The sequence below is a fragment of the Intrasporangium sp. genome (assembly GCF_035280925.1).
GTDB lineage: Bacteria > Actinomycetota > Actinomycetes > Actinomycetales > Dermatophilaceae > Intrasporangium.
The window spans coordinates 1-22,659 of record NZ_DATEEY010000128.1 but is presented as its reverse complement, the minus strand read 5'-3'; the positions used below and the strand labels follow the sequence as shown (position 1 = coordinate 22,659).

Genomic DNA, 22,659 nt, shown 5'->3' with positions numbered 1-22,659 from the left:
CCGTGTCGGGGGCGTGGGCCGACGGGGCAGGATGTCCCCATGGAGACGAGCGACGTCGCAGTCATCGGCAGCGGAGCGATGGGCGCGGGAATCGCGCAGGTGGCGGCCACCGCAGGCCACCGGGTCAGCCTCGTGGACTCGATCCCCGAAGCCGCCGAGGATGCCGTCGACCGGCTCGCGAGCAACCTCGAGCGGCTCGTGACCACGGGCCGGCTCGCCGCCGACGAGGCCGACGCCGTGCGGGGCCGACTCCGGCCGGCCGGATCCGTCCACGACCTGCCCGAGTGCGGGCTCGTCATCGAGGCGGTGCCCGAGGACCTCGCGCTCAAGCGGAAGGTCTTCGGCGACCTCGGCGCCAGCCAGCCGACCACGACGCTCCTGGCGACGAACACCTCGAGCATCGACATCTCCGCGATCGCCGAGGCCGTCATCCAGCCCGAGCGGGTCCTCGGTCTGCACTTCTTCAACCCGCCGCCGGTGATGGCCCTCGTCGAGGTCGTGCATGGCCTGCGGACGAGCGGCGCGGTCCTCGACGCTGCGTTCGACCTGATGCGGGCCTGGGGCAAGACCCCGGTGCGCTGCGCGTCGACGCCGGGCTTCATCGTCAACCGCGTCGCACGACCGTTCTACGGCGAGGCGCAGCGGATGGCCGAGTCCGGGGTGGCCGACCCGGCGACGATCGACTGGATCCTCCGCGAGAAGGGCGGCTTCCCGATGGGCCCCTTCGAGCTGACCGACTTCATCGGGCAGGACGTCAACCTCGCGGTCGGGACCTCGGTCTGGGAACAGACGGAGCACGACGAGCGGTATGCGCCCACCGAGTTCCAGCGGCGTCTCGTCGCGTCGGGAAAGCTCGGTCGCAAGTCGGGCGAGGGGGTCTACCCGTATGCCGCTGACGGCGTTCCCGTCGGTCGTGACCCTGATCTGGGGCTTGCCGAACAGCTCGTGGGGGGCCCGATCGAGACGGACCCGTTGGCCCGGACCGTGGCCATGCTCGTCAACGAGGCCGTCGACCTCGTCGCCCGGGGCGACGCGTCTGCGGAGGACGTCGACGTCGCCATGGTGCTGGGGACGCGGTATCCCAAGGGGCCGATCGCGTGGGGACGCGAGATCGGCTTCGACATGGTGGCGGGACAGATCGCGGAGCTGGACCGGGCGTTCCCGGGGGGACGGTACCGGCCCAGCCCGGCGCTGACCGACGGCAGCGTGTCATGACGGACTCGACAGGAGCGGGGACCGCGGGGGCGGGTGACACCGATGCCGACCCGGAGGCCGGGGTCGCGTTCTCCCGGCAGATGTGGGCCGACGACGAGGCCTCGCGCCGGCTCGGCATGGAGGCGCTCGTCATCGAGCAGGACCACGCGGTCGTGCGGATGCCGATCCGTGAGGACATGGTCAACGGGCACGACATCTGCCACGGCGGGTTCGTCTTCACGCTGGCCGACTCGACGTTCGCGCTCGCGTGCAACTCGCGTGGATCGGTGACTGTCGCATCCGGGGCCGACATCACGTTCACGGCCCCGAGCCGCCTCGGCGACGTCCTCGTGGCGGAGGCGACGCTGCGGTCCGCGTTCGGCCGGAGCGGGATCACGGACGTGACGGTCAAGCGCGAGTCCGACGACCAGATCGTCGCCGAGTTCCGGGGCCGTTCCCGGTCGCTGCGCACGCCCTGACGGAGCCAATGCGGGACCCGCTGTCGCCCGGGGTAGATTTCGGGCACGGGAGGGAGGAAGGACAGATGAGCGACCAGCGCGGCTGGGCTGCTCCGGGCCCGATGCCGCCTGACGGCAACGGGCCGCAGGACCGGCCCTGGACGGGCTACGGGCCTGGCCATGGGACGCCGCCCCCACCGCCCCCACCGCCCAGGCTCGAGTACCGGCCTGGCATCATCCCGCTCCGACCCCTCGCGCTCGGCGAGATCTGGAGCGGCGTCTTCGCCACGGTCCGGGGCAACCCCGGCGCCACGCTCGGCCTGGCGCTGGTCACGACGGCAGCCGTGCTCGTTCCGGCAACCGCGCTGGCCCTCTGGCTCGCCGGTCAGGACCTGGGGCTGGCGTTGGTCTTCGAGACCGATCCTCTCGCCGACCCGGACATCGCCTCCGATCCGTTCCTCAACGCCACGGTGGCGTCCTACCTCCCGGTCCTGGCGATGTGGATCGCCTCGATCCTGCTGCCGGTCTTCATGGCGCTCGTGATCGGACACGCCGTTCAGGGACAGAAGGTGACCCTCGCGCAGACGTGGCAGCAGAGCCGCGGACGGATCCTGACTGCTGTCGCGACGACGTTCCTCGTCATTGCGATGTTCGTCGCCGTTGTCGTGGCCCTCATCGGGGTCCTCGTGGTGCTCTGGGCCACGGACTCCACCGGGTGGGCGGCCGGCGGGACCGCCGTCGCGATCATCGCGTCCGTGACGGTCGGCACCTACCTGTGGGTGAAGGTCGGCTTCGCGGTGACAGTGGTCGTGCTCGAGGGCGCCGGAGCCCGACGTGCGATCGCCCGCTCCTGGCAGCTGACCCGCGGCAGGCCGTTCTGGCGGATCTTCGGGATCCGGCTGCTCACCTCCATCGTGGCCACGATCGCCGGGTCCATCGTCGCCACCCCGATCGGCCTCATCGCGCTCTTCGCTGCCGGCTCTCCCGAGTCGACCCTCATCTGGTTGCTGCCGCTCAGCCAGGCGGTGTCGGTGCTCGTGCAGGGCGTCCTCGTCACGCCGTTCGTCTCGGGGGTGGACTCCCTCCTCTACGTCGACCAGCGCATCCGCCGCGAGGGACTCGACGTCATGCTCATGCAGCAGCTCCACCCGTCGCCGAGCCCGTGACGGTGCTGACCGTGCGCGGCTGGGTGGCAGCGGTGCCCGTCGACCCGTCGGCCGAGGAGGCGCGCGCGTGGCTGCGGCGCGAGCTCGCCAGGCCTGAGTACGCCGACGACCGGAGCCTGCTGCAACGGGTCATCGACTGGGTGTCCGAGCTCATCACGGACCTGCTGTCCCGCGGCGCAGGCGGACTGCCGGGATGGGTCCTGCCCGTGGCGCTCGCCGTGGCGGCTTTCATCGTCGCGCTGCTCCTGTTCGTCAAGGTCCGGCGGGAGCCCGGGGTCGGCGGAGCTGGCCGACACGGGGCAGTGCTCGACGAGACGCACCTCGGCGCCGATGCCTACCGCGACCGGGCACGGGCCGCCTACGAGTCCGGCGACGTGGAGGCCGCGGCGATGGACTGGTTCCGAGCGATCGCCGCCGGTGCGGCGGAGCGCGCCATCATCGACGACAACCCGGGCCGCACCGCGCACGAGGTGAGCGTGACCCTCGCGGCGATCTTCCCGGACGAGGCCAGAGCGCTCGCGAAGGCTGCTGACCACTTCGACGCGATCCGCTATGGCGACGCCCGGGTCGATGTCGCGGTGGCGCGGTTCGTCGGGGACCTCGACGCGCGGCTGGCTGCCGCCCGGCCCTTCCTGCAACAGGTCCACCATCAGGCCCCGGTGAGCCCGTGACCACCACCCACCTGCCGACTTCGCCCGCCCCGGTCACCCGGACTCGTCGGCCGCGGCTGCGGGTGGCCGCAGTCCTGGCCATCGCGGCCGTGGTGGCCCTCGCCCTGCTCACCCTCCTGTCCGGCGGGTCCGACGGAGCCGGGACGGTGACCGATCCCGACAGCTCCCGGCGGTCCGGCTCCCGCGCCCTGGCCCAGGTGCTGCGGCAGCAGGGTGTCGACGTGCAGGTGGTGCGCTCCATCACCGAGCTGGAGTCGGCCCGTGTTGACCCGAGCACGAGCGTGCTCGTCGGGTCGTTCGAGTACTTGGGGGAGGGGGCAGCCCAGCGCACGGCCCAGCATTCCGGGGCCGCGGGCCGGTTGGTCCTGCTCGAGCCCGGCGACCTGGCCCTGGAGGACCTCGACATCCCCCTCACCTCCACCGCGCGCGCTCCGGTCCGGATGGGCGCCCAGTGCACGTCGGACGTTGCCGAGCCCGACGACCGGATCGAGGCGACCGCGACGTTCTACCGGTCGACGAGCTCCATCGACGGCGACGGACCCGCCATGCCAGACGGGGCCACGGGCTGTTTCGCGGACGAGGACGGCGCATCCGCCGTCGTGGTGCTGCCAGCGGGCAGCGAGCGACCCGAGACCGTCATCCTGGGATCGACCGAGTCCGTCATCAATGCCAAGGTCAGTGAGGCGTCCCACGCGGCGATGGCCCTCCGGGCGCTCGGAGCCACGAGCCGCCTCATCTGGTACCTGCCCGATGTCACCGACCTGAACGTCCCGGACGCCAGTGGCGAGTCCCTCCCGTCGGACCGGGCGGTGCCGGAGTGGTTCGCCCCCGGTGCCGTCCTCGTCGCCCTCGCCTTCGTGGTCCTCGCGGTGGCCAGGGGACGTCGGCTCGGACGGATCGTCGCCGAGCCATTGCCGGTCGTGGTGCGAGCCGTCGAGACGACCGAGGCCCGGGGCCGTCTGTACCGACGCGCCTCCGACCGCGCCCGCGCGGCGGACAGTCTGCGAGGCGGCGCCCGCAGCCGGTTGGCGGCTCGGCTGGGCCTGCCGCGGCACTCCGCTGCCGATGCGGTCGTCGGTGCCGTGGCCCGGGCCACCGATCGTGACCCCACCGACATCCGCGCCCTGCTCGACGGCGCGGCCCCCGTGAACGACGGAGACCTGGTCCTGCTCGCCGAGCAGCTGGCCCAACTCGAGGAGAACGTGCGAGGCGCATGAGCGACAACACCACCACGACCACCGGTTCGTCCGGAGCCGACCGAGCAGCCGGAGCAGCCGGAGCAGCCGGAGCAGATGGGGCGCTCGCGGCCCTGCTCGCCGTGCGCGCCGAGGTGGGCAAGGCCGTCGTCGGCCAGGACGCGGCCGTCACCGGCGCGATCGTCGCACTCCTGACCCGAGGGCACATCCTGCTCGAGGGCGTTCCGGGCGTCGCGAAGACGCTGCTGGTCCGCGCCCTCGCGGCGGCGCTTGACGTCACGACGAAGCGCGTCCAGTTCACCCCGGACCTCATGCCCGGAGACGTCACGGGGTCCTTGGTGCTGGACCCGCGGACCACTGACTTCACCTTCCGCGAGGGACCCGTCTTCACCAACCTGCTCCTCGCGGACGAGATCAACCGGACGCCGCCGAAGACCCAGGCAGCGTTGCTCGAGGCCATGGAGGAGCGACAGGTCAGCGTCGAGGGGGTGCCGCGGCCGCTCCCCCGCCCGTTCCTCGTGGCGGCCACCCAGAACCCGGTCGAGTACGAGGGCACCTATCCGCTGCCGGAGGCCCAGCTCGACCGGTTCCTGCTCAAGGTGACGATGCCGCTGCCCTCCCGGGAGGACGAGGTCGAGGTCCTGCAGCGCCACGCCGCGGGCTTCGATCCCCGGGACCTGGCCGCCGCCGGCGTCTCGCCAGTTGCGGGAGCGGCCGACCTCGCGGCTGGGACGGCAGCGGTGCAGCGGGTTGTCATCTCACCCGAGATCGCGGGCTACATCGTGGACATCGCCCGGGCCACGCGCAGCTCGCCGTCGCTGGCGCTCGGCGTCAGTCCGCGAGGTGCGACCGCACTCCTCGCGACGAGCCGGGCGTGGGCGTGGCTCAACGGTCGGACGTTCGTGACGCCCGACGACGTCAAGGCGATGGCTCACGCCACGCTCGCCCATCGGCTCACCCTGCGCCCGGAGGCAGAGCTGGAGGGCGTCAGCGTGGCGGCGGTCCTCGACAGCGCGCTCGGCTCGGTCGCGGTGCCCCGGTGACCGGACGGACCGGCAGAGCCGTGCCGTGGTCGTGACGAGCCGCGCCGCGCTGGCCGTGCTCCTGGGCGCGGTCGCCCTGGCGTGGCGCCCAACGGTCGGCACGGTGCTCCTCTGGACGCTCGCGGTCGCGCTCGCCGTCGCGGTCGACCTGGCCCTGGCTCCCTCGCCACGCGCTCTGGTCATCGAGCGGTCGGGAGCCCCCGTGGTGCGCCTCGGCGAGGCGATCACCACCGACCTCGTCGTCACGAATCCCGGGAAACGAGTCGTCCGCGGACTGGTCCGCGATGCGTGGCAGCCGTCAGCCGGTGCGGAGCATGACCGACACGACCTCCGCCTGGCGTCCGGCGAACGGACCCGGCTGCCCACCCGCCTGCTCCCGACCCGACGCGGGGACCGGCATGCGGACCTCGTCACGGTCCGCGCCAACGGACCGCTCGGACTGGCGGCCCGGCAGCGCTCCTTCAGCGTGCCCGGCACCGTCCGGGTGCTGCACCCGTTCCACTCTCGCCGCCACCTGCCGAGCAAGCTCTCCCGGTTGCGCCAGATCGATGGCCGGTCCGCGGTCCGCCGCCGTGGCCAGGGCACGGAGTTCGACTCCCTGCGCGACTACGTCGAGGGCGATGACGTCAGGTCGATCGACTGGCGTGCGACGGCTCGCCGCGGGACCGTCGTGGTGCGCACCTGGCAGCCGGAGCAGCATCGACGCATCGTCATCGTCGTCGACACCTCGCGCACGAGCGCCGGTCGTGTCGGAGACGTGCCCCGCCTCGATGCCGCGATGGACGCGACCCTGCTCCTGACGGCTCTCGCGGGTCATGCCCACGACAGGGTCGACGTCATCGCCGGCGACCAGCGGGTCCGTGCCCGCGTCGTCGGGTCGTCGGACCGGACCAACCCCCTCGCCGAGGTCGTCTCCGCGCTCGCACCGATCGACCCGGCCATCGTCGAGGCGGACTGGTCCGCCCTCGCCGCCGCTGTCGTCAGCCGCCATCACCAGCGGTCGCTCGTCGTGCTGCTCACCCCACTCGAGCCCGCGGCCATCGAGGAGGGGCTGCTCCCCGTCATACCGGCGCTCGTCGCCCGTCATCGGGTCGTGCTGGGGAGCGTGGCGGACCCGGCTGTGGGGTCGATGCTCGCCACGCGAGACACCGCCGCCGATGTCTACGGCGCTGCCGCCGCCGAACGCACCGTCGCGTTGCGGCAACGCGTCGCTGCCGCCCTCGAGCGGATGGGGGTGGACGTCATCGATGCCGAGGCGGACGAGCTGCCGGCCCGCCTCGCCGACCACTACCTCTGGCTCAAGAGCGAGGGCCTCCTCTGACCCACCCCCACCCATCGAGTGAACACCTTTCGGGCGCAAAAGGTGTTCACTCGATCGGGTTGGGGGGTTCGTGCCTGCACCTCAGCCCACGACAGGAGCCGCGTCGCCCACGGCAGCCCGCGAAATGTCCCCCGTGACCCCACTCAGGTAGGCCCGGCGTCCGACGACGAACACATACGCGAAGAACGCGGCCTCCGCCACGACTCCGATCGCGATCCGGGCCCAGGTCGGAAGCGCGGACGGCGTCACGAAGCCCTCGACCAGACCGCTGACCAACAGCACCGCAGCCAGCCCCAGGGCGATCCCGACAACGGTGCGGCCCGCCTCGGCGAAGGCCACGGCGCGAGGTCGCGGGCCCGGCTCGATCCACGACCAGAAGAGCCACAGCCCGGCACCGCCCGCGACGAAGACGGCCGTCAGCTCGAGCAGTCCGTGCGGCAGGATCATCCCGAAGAAGAGGGACGACCGGTCGTGGCTGGCCATGAGGGCACCGATGATGCCGACATTGACGATGTTCTGGAAGAGGACCCAGAGCACCGGCAGGCCGAGCACCCCGAAGACGATGCACTGCGCCGCGACCCACGCGTTGTTGACCCAGACCATCGTCGCGAACTCGTGGTGGGGGAACTCGCGGTAGTAGTTCTCGAAGTCGGTCCCCACGTACGCCTCGATCTGCTCACGCGTCATCGACGACGTGTAGAGGGCCGGGTGCTCGATCGTCCACCAGGCGACGAGGAAGGCGACGACGACGTTGAGGGCCAGGGTCCAGAGCCACCACCGCCGGAGCCGGTACAGCGCGGCGGGAAACGTCAGCAGGAAGAACGCCCCGATGTCGGCCCAGGTCGAGGTGTCCCGCCCGGCCAGGGTGACCCGGGCGCGGCTGAGGATCGTCGAGAGGTGGCGGATGAGACTGGGGTCCGCCTCACCGGTGCGGATCAGCGACAGGTGCGTCGACACCTGCTGGTAGAGCTCCAGCAGCTCGTCCGCCTCGTCCCCCGACAGACGACGCCGTCGGCTCAGCGCATCGAGCCGGCTCCATTTCGTGGAGTGCGCGGCGACGAGCGCGTCGAGGTTCACGCCGTCACGATATAGGCCGTATGCCGCTGGGCTCGCTCGCTGCGTACGCTGCCTTCCATGACGGCTGGCTCCCCTGCGGCACCGGGCTCGCGCAGCTATGCCCCCGAGGAGACCGTGACCGGTGAGGGGGTCGCCCTGGAGCTGCCCGTGGCCAGCCTCGGGATGCGGGCCCTCTCCGGGATGATCGACGTCATCTTCCACATCGGCCTGCTCATCGGCGTCTTCAACGTCGCCGGCGCCCTCACCGAGGAGTCGTCCGATGCGGTGTCGCGCACCGGCATCCTCGTGTCCTTCGTGGGCGTCCTCGTCGGCGTACCGACCGTGTCCGAGACCCTGAGCCGGGGCAAGACGCTCGGCAAGCTCATCACCGGTCTGCGGGTCGTCCGTGACGACGGCGGGCCGGTCTCCTTCCGCCACGGCCTGACCCGGGCCCTCGTCGGGTGGGTCGAGATCTACCTGCTCACCGGGATCGCCGCGGCCATCTCGGCCCTCGTGACGGCCCGGACGAAGCGCCTCGGGGACCTCGCGGCCGGGACGTACGTCATCGCCGAGCGAAGCCGCATCCAGCTGCCGCCCCCGCCCTCCGCCCCGCCGGAGCTGGCGGGCTGGGCCCGCGCTGCCGACATCGCGCCGCTCGGGCCCGACGTCGCGGTGGCGGTCCGCCAGTTCCTGCCTCGCGCGAACCTCATCGACCCACAGGCGAGGTACGAGCTGGGCCAGCACCTGCTCGCCCGGGTCCTGCCGCTCGTGGCGCCGGCGCCAGCCCCCGGCCACCACCCGGAGTCCATCCTGCGCGCCGTCATGGCCGAGAGGTTTCGCCGGGACCTGGAGCGACTGGGCCGGGACCAGGCCCTTCGCGACGCGGTACTGCACGACGGCACCGCTGTGGGCGCGCCGCCGTACCCTCCCGGACAAGTCGTGGGCTGACAGGGACCCGGTTGAGAGCCTGGTCGCTCATGCGCCCGAGTGGGCGGACAAGTTTGCCGAGCTGGCAGCCACTCTCGGCGGGGGTGTTGGCTCCCCGAGCGATGACCGCGCCTCTCCCACACGCTGGATTGGTGCGGCGATCCGGCTGGGATCACCGCGCCTTTCCAGCACATGCGGGATTGGTGCGGCCGACGATGTCGTCGGCGTCAGCGGGGGCCGCGCCGGCTTCCTGCGCGAGAGCCGGCCGAGAAGGCGGCGGCACCACCCGAGGAGCTCGTCGAGTAGACGGTCGACGATCCGGGCCGGGTGGCCTTGCCACGGCCAGGGCCTTGACCGCTGCCTTGACCACGAGACTGACCACTGCCTTGACCACGGGACTGACCACCACCGCCCTGACCATTCCCTTGACCCCGACCCTGACCGCTGGCTCGGCCACCGCCCTTGCCAGGCCCGCGACCTCGGCGTGATCCGGCACCGGCCGCACCGGCGTCGGAAGCCCGCCTGCCGCTCGAGGTTGGGGCCTCGGGAACGAGCCCAGCGGCATACGACCTGTCGCCGGGAGCGAGCTCCACGAGAAGGGGGTGTCCGACGGAAACCCGCGTGGTCGTCGGCTTGATGCCGGCCTTGCGGGTGAGGTCACGGACGTCGCGCACCTGCTCGTCGAGCATCATCGTGACGACGGTCCCCTCGGCGCCGGCGCGGGCGGTGCGTCCGGACCGGTGGAGGTAGGCCTTGTGCTCGACCGGCGGGTCGGCGTGGATGACGAGGGCGACGTCGTCGACGTGGATGCCGCGGGCGGCGATGTCGGTCGCGACGAGCGTCTGCGCGCGGCCGCTGTGGAAGTCCGCCATGTTGCGCGTGCGCGCGCCCTGGCTGAGGTTGCCGTGCAGCTCGACCGCGGGGACCCCGGCGGCGTTGAGCTGGCGGGTGAACTTCTTGGCGCGGTGCTTCGTGCGCGCGAAGACGACCGTGCGACCGGGTGCGGCGGTGAGGTCCAGCAGGACGGGCAGGTGGGCATCGCCGTCCACGTGGAGCACGTGGTGGGACATCTTCGCGACCGGCGACTGGACCGAGTCCGCCTCGTGCGTCATGGGATTCGTGAGGAATCGCTTGACGAGGACGTTGATCGCGCCGTCGAGCGTCGCCGAGAACAGCAGTCGCTGGCCTTGACGCGGCGTGCGGTCCATGATGCGGCGGACGCCGGGTAGGAACCCGAGGTCGGCCATGTGGTCCGCCTCGTCGATGATGGTGACCTCGATGGCGTCGAGGGAGACATGACCCTGACCCATGAGGTCCTCGAGCCGGCCCGGGCAGGCGACGATGACGTCGACGCCACGACGCAGGCCCTGGACCTGCGGGTTCTGGCCGACCCCACCGAAGATCGTCTGGCTCGTCAGGCCCGCCACCTTCGCGAGGGGTGCGAGGGCGGTGTCGATCTGCGTGGCGAGCTCGCGCGTCGGGGCCAGGATCAGGGCGCGGGGGCGGCCCGGGCGACGGCGGTTGGGCGCCGCCACGAGCCGGGCGACGAGGGGCAGCAGGAACGCGTAGGTCTTGCCGGATCCGGTCCGGCCGCGGCCGAGGACGTCACGACCGGCCAACGAGTCGGGCAGGGTCGCGGCCTGGATCGGGGTGGGGGTGGTGATCCCGCGGTCCTCGAGGACGGCGGTGAGGGACGTGGGCACGCCGAGCGCGGCGAAGGTCGTGTCCGTTGACACAGGTGAGTACTCCAGAGGGTCGAAAGGGTCGTTCTGCCCGGCGCGACGGCCACTCGACGGTGGGCGGCAGGTCGCGGCGCAAGAGCGAATCGACTGGGGCGGGAGCGATGGGTCCCGCCAAGAAGAAGCGGCCCGAGGCAGAACTGGGCGGGCCGTTGACGTCAACCGTAGCGGACCCGAGGGCATTCCTCCGCATCGGGGTCGCCGCCCCGAGGGCCACGCCCGTCTCAGGTCGAAGACAACGGTTCGGTTGCGCCGATGGGCACCGTCGCCCGAAAGTGGCAGTATCGGCGTTCTCAGACAGCACCACGGACATCCTCGTCCGAACCGGAAGGACCCATCCCCCATGCGTCGCATGCCCCTCCTTGCCGTTACCGGCATGGTCGCCGTCGGCCTGACCCTGTCAGCCTGCGGCTCCGACTCGATGTCACCCACCACTCCAGGCGGGTCCAGCCCCGCGGGAACGTCCGCTGCCGGAGGCGGCGCCGACCCCGCCCTCGCCGCCAGGGTCCCCGATGAGATCAAGTCGGCTGGCAAGATCGTCATCGGCACGGACCCGACCTATGCCCCCAACGAGATGCTGGACACCGACGGCAAGACGGTCATCGGCTTCGATGTGGACCTCTTCAACGCCGTCGCCGCCAAGCTCGGCCTCGAGACCGAGTGGCAGCCCGCCGGCTTCGACTCGATCATCCTCGGCGTGACCGGCGACAAGTACGACATCGGCGTCTCGAGCTTCACGATCAACGATGAGCGCAAGAAGCAGGTCAACATGGTCAGCTACTACAGCGCCGGCACCCAGTGGATCACCGCCAAGGGCAACCCCAAGGGCGTCGACATCGAGGACGCCTGCGGCAAGAACATCGGCGTGCAGAAGGGCACGGTCCAGCTCGACGACCTCACGGCCCGGAGCAAGGCCTGCACCGACGGCGGCAAGCCCGCGATCACCATGGTCGTCCAGGAGGGGCAGGACCAGGTGACGGCGGACGTCGTCAGCGGCAAGGCGGACGCGATGCTCGCGGACTCGCCCGTCGGCCTCTACGCCATCCAGCAGACGAAGGGCCAGCTCGAGGCGCTCGGCGACATCTACGACTCGGCGCCCTACGGTTACGTCGTCCCGAAGGACCAGACCGAGTTCGCCGAGCTCCTCGTCGATGCCCTCGAGGCGGCGAAGGCCGACGGCTCCTACGATGCGGCGCTGAAGGAGTACTCGGTCGAGGCAGGGGCTATTGACGACTTCGCCGTCAACCCGTGACGACGAAGGACTCCACGGAGCGGCCGGGCGTCATCCACGCCCGGCCCGTTCCGCACCCCGGGAGGTGGGTCGCCCTCGCGGTGATCCTCGTGCTCATCGCGATGCTGGTCAACTCGTTCCTGACGAACGAGCGCTGGGGCTTCGCCGATGCCTTCGAGATCATGCAGCAGACGCCGGTGATCGAGGGCCTGATCAAGGGCACGATCCTCGGCACCGTCGGCGGCATGGTGATCGGCATCTTCGGCGGCGTCCTCATCGCCATCCTCCGCCTCTCCCACAACCCCATCCTCCGGGGTGTCTCCTTCGTCTACACCTGGTTCTTCCGCGGCATCCCCCGCCTCGTCCTTCTCGCCATGATCGGCAGCGGGATCGGCTTCCTCTACAGCCAAGTCGACTTCGGCGTGCCCTTCGGGCAGCAGATCGCCGGCTGGCTCGGGCTGTCGAGCGACTTCACCTTCTTCACCCTCAACGTCCACCAGTTCTCGAGCACGCTGCTCGCGGGCATCGTGGGCCTCGGCCTCTCCGAGGCGGCCTACATGGCCGAGATCGCCCGGGCCGGCATCCTCTCGGTCGACAAGGGCCAGGAGGAGGCGGCCGCAGCGCTGGGCATGGACCGGGGCAAGACCATGCGCCGGATCGTCCTGCCGCAAGCGATGCGGGTCATCGTCCCGCCGACGGGCAACGAGACGATCGCGATGGTCAAGGACACGTCCCTGCTCTCGGCGATCCCCGTCATCACCGAGCTCTTCTACCAGACGAGTGCGATCGGCAACCGGACGCTGCTCATCATGCCCGCGTTCGTCGCGGTCACCGCGTGGTACCTCATCGTGGGCTCGGTCCTCATGGTCGGCCAGCACTTCCTCGAGAAACGCTTCAGCCGGGGCTTCGGCGAGTCCAGGCGCAGCAAGCCCAAGCCCCGTGCCGTCAACCGCCCGGCCGGCGCAGGAGGTGCCTGATGACGACCATCCCCGAGCCGCGGCGTGACACGGCCGGCGACGTGCGCGAGCAGCCGCTCGTCCACGCCGTCAACGTCATGAAGGCCTTCCACGGCAACGAGGTGCTCAAGGGCATCGACATGGACGTCCACCGTGGCCAGGTGGTCGTCCTCCTCGGCCCCTCGGGGTCCGGCAAGACGACCTTCCTGCGCTGCATCAACCAGCTCGAGACGATCGACGGCGGCCGGATCTGGGTCGACGGCGACCTGATCGGCTTCCGCGAGGACGACAAGGGCGTCCTGCACCACCTCACCGACGCACAAGTCGCGATGCAGCGGCGCGGCATCGGAATGGTGTTCCAACGCTTCAACCTCTTCCCGCACATGACGGCCCTCGAGAACATCATCGAGGCCCCGATGCAGGTCAAGGGCGTCTCCAGGAAGGAGTCCAGGGTCCGCGCGCACGAGCTCCTCGCCCAGGTCGGGCTGGCCGACAAGCCGAACGCCTATCCCGGTGCCCTCTCCGGCGGCCAGCAGCAGCGGGTCGCCATCGCGCGAGCCCTGGCGATGGACCCGAAGCTCATGCTCTTCGACGAGCCGACCTCGGCGCTCGACCCCGAGCTCGTCGGCGACGTCCTCAGCGTCATGCGCGACCTCGCGGAGGCCGGGATGACGATGATCGTGGTGACCCACGAAATGGGCTTTGCCCGTGAGGTCGCGGACCACGTCGTCTTCATGGACGCCGGCGTCGTGGTCGAGGAGGGGACGCCGAAGCGGTGCATCGACAACCCCCAGCAGGAGCGGACCCGGACCTTCCTGCGCCGGATGCGCCAGGAGCAGGACGATGCGAGCCGGGCGGCTCAGGAGGCCCTGGCCGAGCAAGCGGAGGAAGCCGAGCGAGCCGGGGCCTGAGCTGGCGCGGTTGAATGGGCCCATGACAACGGAGTCACCGGCACCCACCCTCCCGGACCACGAGATCCCCACCCTGTCGCTCGACGAACTGCGCCACCTCCAGACCGAGCGGCTGCGCGAGAGGGTCTCAGCGGCATACGCCAGAGTCCCGCACTACAAGGCGGCCTTCGACGCGGCGGGCGTGACCCCCGAGGAGATCCAGTCACTCGAGGACCTCTCCAAGCTGCCGTTCCTGACCAAGGCGGATCTTCGCGACAACTACCCGTTCGGGATGTTCGCCGTGCCGCGCACCGAGGTGGTCCGGATCCACGCGAGCTCGGGCACGACGGGGCGGCCAACGGTGGTCGGCTACACGAGGCAGGACGTCGACACGTGGGCCGACCTCATGGCCCGCTCCATCCGCTTCGCCGGCGGTGGGCCGGGCGACGTCATCCACGTCGCCTACGGCTACGGCCTGTTCACGGGCGGCCTGGGGGCGCACTACGGCGCGGAGCGGCTCGGCGCCACGGTCGTCCCGGTCAGCGGCGGCATGACCGAGCGCCAGGTCCAGCTGATCCGCGACTTCGGCGCGACGGTCATCATGGTGACGCCGAGCTACTTCCTGTCGCTCATCGACCAGATGGAGGCCGAGGGCACCGACCCGCGTTCGACGAGCCTGCGCGTCGGGATCTTCGGCGCCGAGCCGTGGACCGAGTCGATGCGCCGGGAGATCGAGCAGCGCACCGGCATGGACGCGGTCGACATCTATGGCCTGTCCGAGGTCATGGGCCCCGGCGTCGCGCAGGAAGCGGCCACGACGAAGGACGGCCTGCACCTCTGGGAGGACCACTTCTACCCGGAGATCATCGACCCCGTCACCGAGGAGGTGCTGCCCGACGGCGAGCTCGGCGAGCTGGTCCTCACCTGCCTCACCAAGCAGGCCCAGCCGGTCATCCGCTACCGCACCCGCGACCTGACGCGGCTGCTGCCCGGCACCGCTGTCCCGTCGATGCGGCGGATGGAGAAGATCACCGGCCGCTCCGACGACATGATGATCGTCCGCGGGGTCAACGTCTTCCCCACGCAGATCGAGGAGTTCGTGCTGGCGGACCGCCGCCTGTCGCCGTACTTCCAGTGCGTGCTGACGCAGCCTGGTCGCATGGTCGAGCTGACCGTGCTCGTCGAACCGATCGAGGCGCTGTCTCCCGCCGATGCGGAGGCGATCGCACGTCGCCTGCAGCACGAGATCAAGACGAACATCGGCACGACGTGCCGCGTCGAGGTGCGTGCGCCCGGCTCGATCGAGCGGTCCGTGGGCAAGGCCCGCCGGATCGTGGACGAGCGCCCCAAGTCATAGGGCGTATGCCGCTGAGCTTGCCGCCTGCCCACGCCCGGTCCCACCCCTCCCGTTCCCTGCCCTGCCCAGACCTGAGTGCCGACGCTCAGGCATCGGCAGCGCGGTGCGCGAAGACTCGTGCTCGTGCCCGACTTCACCCCCGACCGACCTGTCGAGATCCCGCCGCAGGATCCATCGAAACCGGCGTGGCCAGTGACGCTCCTCGTCGTCGTCTGCGCCTACCTGCTCGCCGCGTGGAACCTGTACGGGGCAATGATCAGCGTCGCGCCCTTCTTCGGGGACCAGCCGTCGCGGGACGACTACATCCAGGGCGGGATGGCAGCGCTGACCGCCGTCGTGCCGTGCGTCCTCCTCGCGCTGGCAGGCTGGATGGCGGGGTCACGCTGGGGGCTGGCTCTTTTCTGCCTGCCGGCGGGCGTGCTCGCGCTGTTCGGGATGTCGATGGTGGCCGACGATGGCGACCCATCAGATCCGGAGCCGACCCGGGCGGTGCAGGCCGCCGACCTGTTCGACGACCTCACCCACCTCAACTGGATCGTTGCCGGCGGCCTCGCAGTCGTCATCGTCGGCGTCGTGTGGACCCGGCGAGACAGCCGTCGCTCACCTCGAGGGCGGCTGCCCCGGGACGACGCGACTGGCTCGGCTCTCGCCTCCGGGGTCGGGGTCACGGGGCCGCGACTGCGCGGTTGATGGCGCGGACGAGGGGCGGGCCGCCGTAGATGAAGCCGGTGTAGAGCTGAAGGAGCGACGCTCCCGCGTCCAGCATCCGCCTGGCGTCATCGACGGTCGAGATCCCGCCGACGCCGATGATGGGAAGGTCCGTGGCCTCGCGGTGGATGAATGCGGCGACCTCGCGCGCCCGCTCGGTGAGCGGCCGCCCGGACAGCCCGCCGGCCTCCGCAGCGAGGCCCGCATCGCGGAGCGAGAGCCCGTCGCGGGAGGTCGTCGTGTTCGTCGCGATGAGGCCGGCGACCGCATGGTCGGCGCAGACCTGGAGCACCTCGGTGATCGCCTCGAGGGTCAGGTCGGGCGCGATCTTGACGAGCAGCGGGGTCCCGCCGGCCTCGGCCTGGAGCGCTGCCACGAGCTCGTCGAGCACCACGCGGTCCTGCAGGCCGCGCAACCCCGGCGTGTTGGGCGAGCTGACGTTGATCGCGACGTAGTCCGCGAACCGGCGCAGCGCTCGCATCGAGTGGACGTAGTCGCCCACGGCCTCCTCGACCGGCGTCACCTTCGACTTGCCGATGCTGATGCCGAGCGGCACACCGATGGGTCCCAGCGCTGCGAGACGCGCGGCAAGGGCGTCGGCCCCCTCGTTGTTGAAGCCCATCCGGTTGATGATGGCGCCGCTGGCCCTGAGCCGGAACAGCCGCGGCCGGGGGTTCCCCGGCTGCGCATGCCGGGTCACGGTCCCGACCTCGACGAACCCGAAGCCCAGGGCGGGCCACGCCCTGAGCGCGGCCCCGTCCTTGTCCATGCCGGCAGCGAGGCCGACGGCGCTCGGGAACCGCACGCCGAAGACCGTTCTCGAATCGTCCACGCCGTTCCAGCGGCGAAGCGCGGCGACGGCCGGTGGCACCCGCGCCAGCCGGCTGAGCGCCGCGATCGTCGTGTGGTGCGCGGTCTCCGCGTCGCCGCCCCCGAGACGGAACAGTGCCGGCCGGACGACGCGCTCGTAGATCACGGCGCCCATGCTCCCACCCGCCCCGCCGCCCCTCACGCACCTCACCCGCGAATCGGTAGGCGGGCTCGCCCCGCCGCGCGCCGCACCTCGCTCACACGGTGCTGCACGGCATGGCCCGTCTGGGCCGAGCGGTGCACGTGCTCAGGCCGAGGGGGACGCACCCGGCGCAAACCCCGCCTCTGATCGAGTGAACAACTTTCGGATGAGCGGCTTCGCCGCGAGGCCGAAAGTTGTTCACTCGATCAGTGGGGCGCCGCCGGAACCGGTGGCGCGCAGGGCGGACCTGATCAGGTCGAGCGCCTCAGCCTCGTCCACGCCAGCATCGCGGACAGCCAGGGCGTACTTGGCTGCCAGGGCGGCCACCGCGACGTCGGCGGTGTGCTCGCCGGAGGCCACGACCGTCCCCGCTCGACGGCGGGTCTCGACGAGTCCGGACGCCTCCAGCTCCTTGTAGGCGCGCGCGACGGTGTTGACGGCCAGCCCGAGATCTGCCGCCAAGGCACGGACGGTCGGCAGCCGGTCGCCGGGCAGCAGCCGACCTGAGGCGATCAGGCCCGCGAGCTGGGCTCGAACCTGCACGAAGGGCGGCTCGGCGGACGTCGGGTCGACCGTGAGCCGAAGGTCGTCCATCAATGGCTCACTCCTCACCGCCTCAGCTTGTCTCAATGCATCAAGCCATTGCGGCACAGGCTCGTCAAGGCGGAAGGAGCGGAAGGTCACGTTCCTCAGCAGCGAACCCAGCGGCATACGGAGTTACTACAGGGCGTAGTATCTACTACGTCATGTAGTCCGCCGCCTGCCCGCCGGGAGCCTCCATGGATGCCACAGACCTTGCGAGATGGCAGTTCGCCATCACGACCGTGTACCACTTCCTGTTCGTGCCGATCACCATCGGCCTGTCGGGCATCGTCGCCGTCTTCCACGTCCAGTGGGTGCGGACGCGGAAGCCGGAGTGGTTCCGTCTGACCAAGTTCTTCGGCCGCCTCTTCACCATCAACTTCGCCCTCGGCCTCGTGACCGGCATCGTCCAGGAGTTCCAGTTCGGGATGAACTGGTCGGACTACTCCCGCTTCGTCGGTGACATCTTCGGCGCCCCGCTCGCCGTCGAGGCACTCCTCGCCTTCTTCCTCGAGTCGGTCTTCCTCGGCCTGTGGATCTTCGGGTGGGGGCGGATCCCGGAGAAGCTCCACGCGGCGACGATGGGGATCGTCCACATCGGCACCGTCCTGTCTGCCTACTTCATCCTCTCGGCCAACTCCTTCATGCAGCACCCGGTCGGCTACACGTACAACCAGGTCACCGGCCGCGCGGAGCTGACCGACTTCCTTGCGGTCCTGACCAACAAGGTCCAGCTGATCACCTTCCCCCACGTCATCCTCGCCGCCTACATGGTCGGCGGAGCCGTCGTCATGGGCGTCGCCCTGCATCTCATGCGTCGCGAGGCACTGCGCAGCCGGGCGCTCGAGCCGGAGGCCGTGGCGGACGTCCCGATGTACCGCAAGGCCGCGCGAATCGGGGCCGCGGTCACCCTCGTCGCCGGACTCGGCGTCGCCATCACCGGTGACATCCAGGGCAAGATCATGACCGAGGTCCAGCCGATGAAGATGGCTGCCGCCGAGGCGCTCTACGAGTCGGTGCCTGCCGGTGAGGGCGCCCCCTTCTCCGTGCTGACGGTCGGCTCGCTCGACGGACAGCACGCCAACGCGCTCATCGAGATCCCCGGCCTGCTCAGCTTCCTCGCGACGGGCGACTTCAACGGCGCGGTCCAGGGCATCGTCGAGCTCAAGGAGCAGTACGCCCAGGCCTACGGCGCCACCGGCAACCCACTCGTCGCGGACGTCGCGACGAACTACGTGCCCAACATCCCGACCACGTACTGGACCTTCCGCCTCATGATCGGGGTCGGCATCGCCGCGGCGGCGATCGCCCTCGTCGTGCTCTGGCTCACCCGGCACGGCCGCACGCCGACACACCGCTGGCTCTTCTGGGCCGCCGTCGCTGCGCCGCTCCTGCCCGTCCTCGGCAACTCGTTCGGCTGGATCTTCACCGAGGTCGGCCGCCAGCCGTGGATCGTCTTCGGCCTCATGACCACGTCAGCGGGCGTCTCCCCCGGGGTCTCCATGGGCGAGGTCATCACGTCGATGGCCGTCTTCACGCTGCTCTACGGAGCGCTGGCCGTCGTCGAGATCAAGCTCTTCCTCCACTACGTCCGGCGCGGGGCCGACCCGTTCGAGCAGCCGCAGGAACCGAGTGAGCGGGACGAGGACGCACCCCTCGTCTTCGCCTACTGAAAGGACTGGCCACCATGGATCTCGCAACCTTCTGGTTCATCGTCCTCGGCGTCCTCTGGACCGGCTACTTCGTCCTCGAGGGCTTCGACTTCGGCGTCGGCATCCTGCTGCCCGTCCTCGGCCGCAAGCAGGGTGTCGTCGGCGAGGCGGCCGAGGCTGCCGAGAAGCGCCGCCGGGTCATGCTCAACACCATCGGCCCGGTCTGGGACGGCAACGAGGTGTGGGTGCTGACGGCCGGTGGTGCGACGTTCGCCGCGTTCCCGCACTGGTACGCAACGATGTTCAGCGGTTTCTACCTGCCGTTGCTGCTCATCCTCGTCGCCCTCATCGTCCGCAACCTCGGCTTCGAGTACCGCCACAAGCGGCACGGCGCCGAGTGGAAGTCGCGCTGGGACCTGGCCATCTTCTGGGGCTCGCTCGTGCCGGCGTTCCTGTGGGGCGTCGCCCTGACCAACGTCGTGCGCGGCGTCCCGATCGACGCCGAGATGGAGTACACGGGCAACCTCTTCACCCTGCTCGGGCCGGTCCCGGTCCTCGGCGGGCTCACCTTCGTGGCCCTGTTCGTCACGCACGGTGCGATCTTCCTGGCCCTCAAGACTGACGGCCCCATCCGCTCGGACTCCCGGCGCATCGCAGAGCGGGTGGGGCTCGTCACCGCGGTCCTCGCGGTGGTCCTGCTGCTCCTCCTCGGCCTGAGCGACGGCAAGGCCGCCTCCTGGCTGACCACGGTCGTCGCCGCGGTCGCGCTCGTCGGCGCGCTCCAGGCCAACCGGATGGGACGCGAGGGCTGGGCGTTCCTCGGCACGGCGGTCACGATCGCGCTCTCGGTGGCGACCTACTTCATCATGCTCTTCCCGAACGTCATGCCGTCCTCGACCGACCCGGCGTTCAACCTCACCATCGAGAACGCCTCGAGCTCGGAGTACACGCTCAAGGTGATGACGATCGTCGCCCTCATCTTCACGCCTCTCGTGCTGCTCTACCAGGGCTGGACGTACTGGGCCTTCCGGAAGCGCTTGACCACCAAGCACATTCCCGACGAGGTCCAGCCGGACCAGCCGCTGGCGAGAGTTGGGTGACGCCTTGATGCAGCCGTTCGACCCTCGCCTCCTCCGCGCCGTGCCACAGGCGCGGAGGCCGGTGGCCGCGCTCGCTGCCATGGGCGTCGCGGCCGGCGTCGCCACGATCGCCACGGCGTTCGCCCTCACGGGCCTCGTCGTGGCGGTCGTGGACGATCGCCCGCTCGGCCCACCGGCGGCGTGGCTGGCTGCCCTCTTCGTCGCCCGGGCGATCCTCGCCTGGGCGACTGAGGTCGTTGCGGCCTGGGCGGGGGTCAGCGTGTCCACGGCCCTCCGGACGACGCTGGTCCGGGTCTGGGGCTCGGACGGTTCCGGCGCCCGCCCCGAGCGGTCAGCGGCCATCTCCCTGGCCACGGCCGGCACGAACGCCATTGAGCCGTATGCCGCCCGGTACCTCCCGACGCTCGTGACTGCAGCGGTCGTGCCGGTCATGGCCATCGTGACCCTGGCCATCGTCGACTGGCCGAGCGCCCTCATCGTCGTGCTGACCGTGCCGCTGCTTCCCGTCTTCGCCGCGCTCATCGGGCGCGCGACGGCCGACTCGACGCAGCGCCGCTGGGCCGCGCTCGCCCGCCTGGCCGGCCACTTCCTCGACGTCGTGCGCGGACTGCCCACCCTGGTCAACTTCGGGCGCGCGCGCCGCCAGGTCGAGGTCGTCCGCGAGGTCAGCGAGCGCCACCGTCGGGCGACCATGGAGACGCTCCGCATCGCCTTCCTCAGCTCGGCGGCCCTGGAGCTGCTCGCCACGATCAGCGTTGCCATCGTCGCGGTGACCGTCGGCCTGCGGCTCTCCTTCGGGTCGATGGACCTGGGCGCCGCCCTCATCGCCATCCTGCTCGCCCCCGAGGCCTACTGGCCGATCCGGCGCGTCGGGCAGGAGTTCCACGCTGCCGCCGACGGCGCCACCGCTCTCGAGGACGTCCTACGCCACCTCGAGGCACCCGCCCCCGCCTCCTCCGCTGCCAACGGGACCTCCACGACGGTGGAGCTGCGTGACGTCACCTATTCGTATGCCGCTGAGCTCGCTCCCGTCATCCGTGACCTCGACCTCGTGGCCGGGACTGGCCTGACCGTGGTGACCGGACCGTCGGGGGCCGGCAAGTCCACCCTGCTCGACCTCATCGCGGGCCTGAGGGCCCCGACCTCGGGCACCGTCACGGCACCTCCCTCGCACTATGTGACGCAGCGCCCGTTCCTTGCTGCGGGCTCCATCAGGACCAACCTGGCACTGGGCCATGACCCCGTCAGCGGCTCCATCACCGACCAACAGCTCTGGACGGCCCTCCGAGCAGTCGCTCTCGACGAGGTGGTCGCCGCGCTCCCCGACGGGCTCTCGACCCGTATCGGGGACGACGGTTTCGGTCTGTCCGCAGGGCAGCGGCAGCGGCTGGCGCTCGCGCGCGCCTGGCTGGCGACCGAGCCGCTGCTGCTGCTCGACGAGGCGACCGCCCATCTCGATCCCGAGGTGGCCGACCTGACCAACCAGCTGATCGTGCGGCTCGCCGAGCATCGGATCGTCATCGCCGTGACCCACCGACCCGAGCTCGTGTCCGTAGCGGACGAGCACCTGCACCTGTGCGCGCCCCGCCTGGCCGGCGGCCTCCCAGCCGACGGCCCTGCGGCCCTTGCTGGCCAGGACGCGCCGAACCACGACCCGGTGGAGGTGGCCCGATGACGACCGCCCCCAGCCGGGTGCGCCTCGACCCGGCACGCGACCAACGACGCCGCATCGCCCTGGCGGGCCTGCTCGGTGGCCTCGCGACCGCCTCGGGCATCGCCCTCACGGCGACGTCCGGATGGCTCATCGCGCGCGCCGCCGAGCAGCCCGTCATCCTCACCCTCCTGACGGCGATCGTCGCCGTGCGGGCGTTCGGCATCGCCCGGCCGGTGTTCCGCTACTGGGAGCGCCTCGTCAGCCACGACGCGTCCCTGGCGACGCTCGCCGCCCGGAGGTCAGCGGCATACGAGGCCCTCATCCCGCTCACCCCCGCCCGGCTGGGGCGCAGGCGCCGCGCCGACGTCCTCACGGCTGTCGTGCATGACATCACCGACGAGGTCGAGGCGCAGGTCCGGGTGACGGTCCCCGTCGTGTCCAGTGCCATTGCGGGGGCCATCGCGGTGGGCTTCGCCACCTGGATCGCCCCGATGATCGGGCTGGTCATCGCCCTCGTGTGCCTGGCCGTCGCCATCGTCAGCGCGGTCGCGTACCGGCTCGAGGCCCGTGGGCTGGGACGGCTCGTCGCCGCGCGCGCCGAGGTGGTGCGCGTCAGCGAGCTCGTGACGTCGCAGGCGGACGAGCTGCGGGCCATCGGCGGCTGGGGGTCGGCGACGCGCTGGCTCGACGAGGCGCACCACGGGCTGGCGCGGGCAACGCGGGTCGGCGTGCTCGGTCGCGCGCTG

General features: G+C 71.0%; 20 protein-coding genes and 1 pseudogene. 17 read left to right on the top strand and 4 right to left on the bottom strand.

All coding sequences use genetic code 11. The annotated features are described in order from the left end of the window. The first annotated feature begins 39 nt into the window (after positions 1 to 39). The 7 genes from VJN29_RS12615 to VJN29_RS12585 all read left to right on the top strand — a co-directional run bounded on the left by VJN29_RS12615 (position 40) and on the right by VJN29_RS12585 (position 7,049). The gene (locus tag VJN29_RS12615) at positions 40 to 1,215 is read left to right on the top strand and encodes a 3-hydroxyacyl-CoA dehydrogenase NAD-binding domain-containing protein (RefSeq protein ID WP_324143980.1); all 1,176 of its coding nucleotides are present in this window, start codon (positions 40 to 42) and stop codon (positions 1,213 to 1,215) included. Then, positions 1,212 to 1,673 carry a hydroxyphenylacetyl-CoA thioesterase PaaI gene (gene paaI / locus VJN29_RS12610; protein WP_324143979.1) on the top strand — a complete coding sequence of 154 codons (462 nt, stop codon included), beginning with the start codon at positions 1,212 to 1,214 and terminating at the stop codon, positions 1,671 to 1,673. The genes VJN29_RS12615 and paaI overlap by 4 nt, the downstream gene beginning before the upstream one ends. A gap of 65 nt (positions 1,674 to 1,738) precedes the next feature. Next, the gene (locus tag VJN29_RS12605) at positions 1,739 to 2,818 is read left to right on the top strand and encodes a hypothetical protein (RefSeq protein WP_324143978.1); all 1,080 of its coding nucleotides are present in this window, start codon (positions 1,739 to 1,741) and stop codon (positions 2,816 to 2,818) included. Next, positions 2,815 to 3,489, top strand: coding sequence for a DUF4129 domain-containing protein (locus VJN29_RS12600; protein ID WP_324143977.1), 675 nt, complete (start codon positions 2,815 to 2,817; stop codon positions 3,487 to 3,489). Before VJN29_RS12605 ends, VJN29_RS12600 begins: the two co-directional genes overlap by 4 nt. After that, a complete protein-coding gene (locus tag VJN29_RS12595; protein ID WP_324143976.1) occupies positions 3,486 to 4,706 on the top strand; it encodes a DUF4350 domain-containing protein in 1,221 nt (406 codons plus the stop codon). The genes VJN29_RS12600 and VJN29_RS12595 overlap by 4 nt, the downstream gene beginning before the upstream one ends. Beyond that, positions 4,703 to 5,728, top strand: coding sequence for a MoxR family ATPase (locus VJN29_RS12590; protein WP_324143975.1), 1,026 nt, complete (start codon positions 4,703 to 4,705; stop codon positions 5,726 to 5,728). The genes VJN29_RS12595 and VJN29_RS12590 overlap by 4 nt, the downstream gene beginning before the upstream one ends. A gap of 25 nt (positions 5,729 to 5,753) precedes the next feature. Beyond that, positions 5,754 to 7,049 carry a DUF58 domain-containing protein gene (locus tag VJN29_RS12585; RefSeq protein ID WP_324143974.1) on the top strand — a complete coding sequence of 432 codons (1,296 nt, stop codon included), beginning with the start codon at positions 5,754 to 5,756 and terminating at the stop codon, positions 7,047 to 7,049. Between the two features lie 81 nt (positions 7,050 to 7,130). On the opposite strand, the gene VJN29_RS12580 is transcribed toward VJN29_RS12585, so the two are convergent. Continuing rightward, on the bottom strand, positions 7,131 to 8,126 hold the full coding sequence (locus tag VJN29_RS12580; RefSeq protein WP_324143973.1) for a stage II sporulation protein M: 996 nt from the start codon (positions 8,124 to 8,126) through the stop codon (positions 7,131 to 7,133). A 57-nt stretch (positions 8,127 to 8,183) separates the two neighbouring features. Between VJN29_RS12580 and VJN29_RS12575 the strand changes: the two genes are divergently transcribed. Then, positions 8,184 to 9,053 (top strand): RDD family protein, encoded by an 870-nt coding sequence (locus VJN29_RS12575; protein WP_324143972.1) that lies wholly within the window; start codon positions 8,184 to 8,186, stop codon positions 9,051 to 9,053. 206 nt (positions 9,054 to 9,259) lie between these two features. Here VJN29_RS12575 and VJN29_RS12570 read toward each other — a convergent pair whose 3' ends face one another. Then, positions 9,260 to 10,768: a DEAD/DEAH box helicase gene (locus VJN29_RS12570; protein WP_324143971.1), complete on the bottom strand. Its 1,509-nt coding sequence runs from the start codon at positions 10,766 to 10,768 to the stop codon at positions 9,260 to 9,262. Between the two features lie 346 nt (positions 10,769 to 11,114). Between VJN29_RS12570 and VJN29_RS12565 the strand changes: the two genes are divergently transcribed. The 5 genes from VJN29_RS12565 to VJN29_RS12545 all read left to right on the top strand — a co-directional run bounded on the left by VJN29_RS12565 (position 11,115) and on the right by VJN29_RS12545 (position 15,895). Further along, a complete protein-coding gene (locus VJN29_RS12565) occupies positions 11,115 to 12,023 on the top strand; it encodes an ABC transporter substrate-binding protein (RefSeq protein ID WP_324143970.1) in 909 nt (302 codons plus the stop codon). Further along, positions 12,020 to 12,979: an amino acid ABC transporter permease gene (locus tag VJN29_RS12560; protein ID WP_324143969.1), complete on the top strand. Its 960-nt coding sequence runs from the start codon at positions 12,020 to 12,022 to the stop codon at positions 12,977 to 12,979. Before VJN29_RS12565 ends, VJN29_RS12560 begins: the two co-directional genes overlap by 4 nt. Beyond that, positions 12,979 to 13,869, top strand: coding sequence for an amino acid ABC transporter ATP-binding protein (locus VJN29_RS12555; protein WP_414654358.1), 891 nt, complete (start codon positions 12,979 to 12,981; stop codon positions 13,867 to 13,869). Before VJN29_RS12560 ends, VJN29_RS12555 begins: the two co-directional genes overlap by 1 nt. 22 nt (positions 13,870 to 13,891) lie before the next feature. Continuing rightward, positions 13,892 to 15,205: a phenylacetate--CoA ligase PaaK gene (paaK, locus tag VJN29_RS12550; protein ID WP_324143968.1), complete on the top strand. Its 1,314-nt coding sequence runs from the start codon at positions 13,892 to 13,894 to the stop codon at positions 15,203 to 15,205. 123 nt (positions 15,206 to 15,328) lie between these two features. Then, positions 15,329 to 15,895, top strand: a complete 567-nt coding sequence (locus VJN29_RS12545; RefSeq protein ID WP_324143967.1) for a hypothetical protein — start codon at positions 15,329 to 15,331, stop codon at positions 15,893 to 15,895. Here VJN29_RS12545 and VJN29_RS12540 read toward each other — a convergent pair. Beyond that, positions 15,870 to 16,898, bottom strand: coding sequence for a quinone-dependent dihydroorotate dehydrogenase (locus VJN29_RS12540; RefSeq protein ID WP_414654357.1), 1,029 nt, complete (start codon positions 16,896 to 16,898; stop codon positions 15,870 to 15,872). The genes VJN29_RS12545 and VJN29_RS12540 overlap by 26 nt on opposite strands. Positions 16,899 to 17,123: 225 nt before the next feature. Then, positions 17,124 to 17,519: a GntR family transcriptional regulator gene (locus tag VJN29_RS12535; protein WP_324143965.1), complete on the bottom strand. Its 396-nt coding sequence runs from the start codon at positions 17,517 to 17,519 to the stop codon at positions 17,124 to 17,126. A 185-nt stretch (positions 17,520 to 17,704) separates the two neighbouring features. On the opposite strand from VJN29_RS12535, the gene VJN29_RS12530 reads away from it, so the two are divergent. From VJN29_RS12530 to VJN29_RS12515, 4 genes and pseudogenes are all read left to right on the top strand, one after another. After that, positions 17,705 to 19,180 (top strand): cytochrome ubiquinol oxidase subunit I, encoded by a 1,476-nt coding sequence (locus VJN29_RS12530; protein ID WP_324143964.1) that lies wholly within the window; start codon positions 17,705 to 17,707, stop codon positions 19,178 to 19,180. Positions 19,181 to 19,194: 14 nt separating this feature from the next. After that, positions 19,195 to 20,259: a cytochrome d ubiquinol oxidase subunit II gene (gene cydB / locus VJN29_RS12525; protein ID WP_324143963.1), complete on the top strand. Its 1,065-nt coding sequence runs from the start codon at positions 19,195 to 19,197 to the stop codon at positions 20,257 to 20,259. 7 nt (positions 20,260 to 20,266) lie between these two features. Then, on the top strand, positions 20,267 to 21,934 hold the full coding sequence (gene cydD / locus VJN29_RS12520) for a thiol reductant ABC exporter subunit CydD (protein ID WP_324143986.1): 1,668 nt from the start codon (positions 20,267 to 20,269) through the stop codon (positions 21,932 to 21,934). Next, positions 21,931 to 22,659 (top strand): annotated as a pseudogene (locus VJN29_RS12515) (thiol reductant ABC exporter subunit CydC); the annotation flags it as partial. The gene cydD and the pseudogene VJN29_RS12515, both read left to right, overlap by 4 nt.

Bases quoted from the DNA above. Each gene is read 5' to 3' on its own strand.
- paaK (WP_324143968.1), top strand. From the start codon at position 13,892: ATGACAACGGAGTCACCGGCACCCACCCTCCCGGACCACGAGATCCCC.
- cydD (WP_324143986.1), top strand. From the start codon at position 20,267: ATGCAGCCGTTCGACCCTCGCCTCCTCCGCGCCGTGCCACAGGCGCGG.
- VJN29_RS12555 (WP_414654358.1), top strand. From the start codon at position 12,979: ATGACGACCATCCCCGAGCCGCGGCGTGACACGGCCGGCGACGTGCGC.
- paaI (WP_324143979.1), top strand. From the start codon at position 1,212: ATGACGGACTCGACAGGAGCGGGGACCGCGGGGGCGGGTGACACCGAT.
- VJN29_RS12565 (WP_324143970.1), top strand. From the start codon at position 11,115: ATGCGTCGCATGCCCCTCCTTGCCGTTACCGGCATGGTCGCCGTCGGC.
- VJN29_RS12605 (WP_324143978.1), top strand. From the start codon at position 1,739: ATGAGCGACCAGCGCGGCTGGGCTGCTCCGGGCCCGATGCCGCCTGAC.
- VJN29_RS12590 (WP_324143975.1), top strand. From the start codon at position 4,703: ATGAGCGACAACACCACCACGACCACCGGTTCGTCCGGAGCCGACCGA.
- VJN29_RS12615 (WP_324143980.1), top strand. From the start codon at position 40: ATGGAGACGAGCGACGTCGCAGTCATCGGCAGCGGAGCGATGGGCGCG.
- VJN29_RS12530 (WP_324143964.1), top strand. From the start codon at position 17,705: ATGGATGCCACAGACCTTGCGAGATGGCAGTTCGCCATCACGACCGTG.
- VJN29_RS12540 (WP_414654357.1), bottom strand. From the start codon at position 16,898: ATGGGCGCCGTGATCTACGAGCGCGTCGTCCGGCCGGCACTGTTCCGT.
- VJN29_RS12535 (WP_324143965.1), bottom strand. From the start codon at position 17,519: ATGGACGACCTTCGGCTCACGGTCGACCCGACGTCCGCCGAGCCGCCC.
- VJN29_RS12575 (WP_324143972.1), top strand. From the start codon at position 8,184: ATGACGGCTGGCTCCCCTGCGGCACCGGGCTCGCGCAGCTATGCCCCC.
- cydB (WP_324143963.1), top strand. From the start codon at position 19,195: ATGGATCTCGCAACCTTCTGGTTCATCGTCCTCGGCGTCCTCTGGACC.